Source organism: Paenibacillus sp. 01L418 (assembly GCF_056400045.1).
Genome location: NZ_JBFTSN010000648.1, coordinates 1 through 3,341, shown reverse-complemented (window position 1 = coordinate 3,341; position 3,341 = coordinate 1). Strand labels below are relative to the sequence as shown.

Below are 3,341 nucleotides of genomic sequence, written 5' to 3'. Positions count from 1 at the left end.
GGTATGGGCAAAATAATCGCGAAAGCTGCCTTGAATGCAGGACATAAGGTTGTGGCTACAGGACGCAATACAGACGCGGTGGCTAAAGCGATCGGTGATTCTGAGAATGCCTTGGTCGTTAAATTGGATGTTACCCGTCCTGATGATGCTCAGTCGGCAGTTAAGGCTGCAATTGATCGCTTCGGCACTATCGATGTGCTTGTTAATAATGCCGCGCAATTTTATGGAGGTTTCTTTGAAGAACTGACCCCCGTCCAAATCGATGAGCAATTACACGTGTCATTGATAGGGCCTATGAACGTTACCCGTGCGGTGTTGCCTGTCATGCGCAAGCAGCGTAACGGTCATATCGTCTCGATTTCTTCCGGTGCAGGCATTTCCGGCTTTGAGTTTAACTCAGCCTACAGTGCATCGAAATTCGCGCTTGAGGGCTGGATGGAGTCCCTCTCACCTGAAATAGCTCCTTTCGGCATTCATACGACGATTGTCAATCCGGGCTTTTTCCGTACGGAATTTCTGACAGAGTCCTCGTCGACTTACGCCAAAAACTTACTCGAAGATTACGAGGATCGCAGAGCAAGCTTCCTGTCATTTTTCAAAGAACAAAATGGGCAACAATCTGGTGATCYAACCAAGCTCGCGAATGCGATTCTCAAGATTGTAAGTGAGATTGATCCACCGAAACGCTTTATCGGAGGCGCTGACGCGATGGGTATTGCTGAGCAGAAGATTGTCGATCTTCAAGCTCAAGTTAATGCCTACCGAGAGCTTTCGTCAGCTATGGCGTATGAGGATTAATCGCAACCATTTAGTTGTCTATGTATTAACTTTTGGGGTATTTGGTATTTTAAATACTGAAATGGGCGTTAATTTTGCCCTCATTGTTCTCGGGGATAAATCGTAAAAAAATCATGCTACTTGMACTTGGCATTTTTATTGTGGGCAATTTCGTTTCCGCTATTACATCAGACTTTACCGTGTTATTGATTGCACGTGTCGTACCCGCTTTTTTTCACCCGATTTATTGTTCCATGGCCTTTACGGTCGCAGCCGCTACCGTTAACAAAGAAGAAGCATCAAAGGCAGTAGCGAAAGTCTTCATTGGCGTTTCTGYGGGCATGGTAATTGGGGTACCGGTAGCCAGCATAATCGCAAGCGCAACATCGCTTGCTTATGCGATGTTGTTCTTTGCGGTGGTAAATATAGCCGCCTTCATCGCAACGCTTTTATTCGTTCCGTCTATGCCTGTAGCGAATCAGCCTTCTTATGGCGTTCAATTGCGAGTCTTAAGAAGATCAGCAGTTTGGTTGTCCATTGCCGCGGTTATCTTCATGAACGGAGCCTTGTTCGGAGTGTACAGTTATCTTGCGGAATACTTGGAAATCGTGACCCAATTGACTTGGAACACCATTAGTTTGATGTTATTCCTTTACGGTGCGGCTAATATGATTGGAAACATAATCGCAGGGAGACTGCTTACTCATCATGCATTAAGTACAATAAAGCGATATCCGTTTGTATTAGGTGGCGTCTACATCCTCATGTTATTCCTCGGCCAGTTCAGCGTACCCATGGTCTGTATGATTCTGATCTGGGGAGTATTGGGAGGGATTGGCGGCAATATTACTCAATATTGGATTGTCACTTCAGCGCCGGATGCGCCTGAATTCGCAAACGAAATCTTCCTGACATCTGCTAACTTGGGCACAACAATAGGCGCAAGCGTATGTGGGCTTTTCATAACGGGAATGGGGGCGCCATACGTCTTACTTGGAGGGATCTTGTTCGTTGTATTAAGCATTGCGTCCATTTATCCAAAAATTTCAATAGAGGGTCGATTGGAGGTTGCTCATGATGATAGATAAGCAGGTAGCTCTGGTCACAGGAGCGAATCGTGGCATCGGATATGAACTCGTCAAACAATTAGCTTGCATGGGTTTCAAGGTCATATTAGCAAGCAGAGATACAAACAAGGGCACTGCAGTTGCGCAACAGCTTGCCGAATCGGGATTTGATGTCTCCTTTATTTTAATTGATGTAACGGATCAAGAAAGCATTCGTCAAGCTGCAATGACTATCACAGAGACCGTTGGGCGATTAGATATACTAATTAATAATGCTGGTATTTATCTTGACGGGGATAACAACTTATTATCGATGGATCCAACGATTCTCGAGAACACAATGACAACGAATTTATACGGTGTTTATCATGTCATGCGTTCGTTTGTACCACTTATGGAAGAGCGAGGATATGGAACAATAATAAATGTCTCCTCGGAATATGGAACCATGAGTGCCATGTCATCTGAAGGTGCTGGTGCATACAAGATCTCCAAACTTGCCATGAATGCATTGACCCAATTGGCAGCAGCCGAAGTCAAAGGACATATAAAAATTTATGCAGCCGATCCAGGGTGGGTCAGCTCGGATATGGGAGGTTCGTCCGCTCCAAGAACTCCAAAACATGCTGCCGAGTTGATCCTCGGGTTGATAAAATTGGGGGCGGAACGACCACGCTGTGGGTTCTTCAGAGATGGTAAACTAATCAATTGGTGATGTAAGTAAGTCTGGGCGTTTGCTAATATGGAGGAGTAACAATGTGGAAGATTTGATTGAATTAGTGTTTTTCTTGTTATGAAAACAGAATTGAAGTCTAAAATCAATAAATCGTTGAACTAACGGGAAACCATAGTTCAATAATACACAGAAGCAGCCAATCATAATGATCGGCTGCTTCTTTTTATTAGTTGAGGGAAATGATAATGCTGATAACCTAACATGTACTACTTTTATTACCCTTAGATAACAATGTAGATACTGTTTATACAAAAAATTAATGCAGCACAGAACAGACTGCATTACTCAAGTACATTAAAATCTGAAGGAATCCATCAATCGTTTACCGATTTCATAAGCAACTCAGCTCGTTACAGCATTGCCTGCCATTTTATATAATTGGGAATCGCTTATCCCATATCCTTTGAGTGTATAAAACCAATCGTCCGGAAAAGACTGCAGTCGAAAACATTCAAGAGGTGTCAGTTTGCGAATACGATAACCATCATAGATTCCATGTTTGTCCTGTGCTGTTAGCGTAAAAGATGGTTCTCCTGGCTCCTTAAATCTACGTCCGTTCTGCCTTTTCTCTTCGCGGTCAGGTGTTAATACAGCCATGGGTTCCATGACCCCTGTTCGAGCTTGATTGGCTCCTAATCCTTTGAAATAACTTGCATCTAAACAAGCTGCTTCTCCTGCTTCGTTGACACCTGTCTTTTGTGATACATTAACTAAAATTTTGTTACCTTCACCCTTATTCGTTGTAAGTGTCGGCGCTAGTC

The 3,341-nt window shown here is 43.6% G+C and carries 3 protein-coding genes and 1 pseudogene; 3 read left to right on the top strand and 1 reads right to left on the bottom strand.

Annotation, left to right across the window (positions count from 1 at the left end):
• From AC1DSE_RS34140 to AC1DSE_RS34130, 3 genes and pseudogenes are all read left to right on the top strand, one after another.
• A partial coding sequence (locus AC1DSE_RS34140; protein ID WP_477529001.1) for an SDR family NAD(P)-dependent oxidoreductase occupies positions 1-798 on the top strand: 798 nt, incomplete at its 5' end.
• Positions 788-1,865, top strand: a pseudogene (locus tag AC1DSE_RS34135) (MFS transporter). The gene AC1DSE_RS34140 and the pseudogene AC1DSE_RS34135, both read left to right, overlap by 11 nt.
• On the top strand, positions 1,852-2,559 hold the full coding sequence (locus AC1DSE_RS34130) for an SDR family NAD(P)-dependent oxidoreductase (RefSeq protein WP_477529000.1): 708 nt from the start codon (positions 1,852-1,854) through the stop codon (positions 2,557-2,559). The pseudogene AC1DSE_RS34135 and the gene AC1DSE_RS34130 overlap by 14 nt, the downstream one beginning before the upstream one ends.
• Before the next feature lie 363 nt (positions 2,560-2,922).
• Here the strand turns inward: AC1DSE_RS34130 and AC1DSE_RS34125 are convergent.
• Positions 2,923-3,341 (bottom strand): DNA cytosine methyltransferase (locus AC1DSE_RS34125; protein WP_477528999.1); only part of this gene is annotated, 419 nt, incomplete at its 5' end.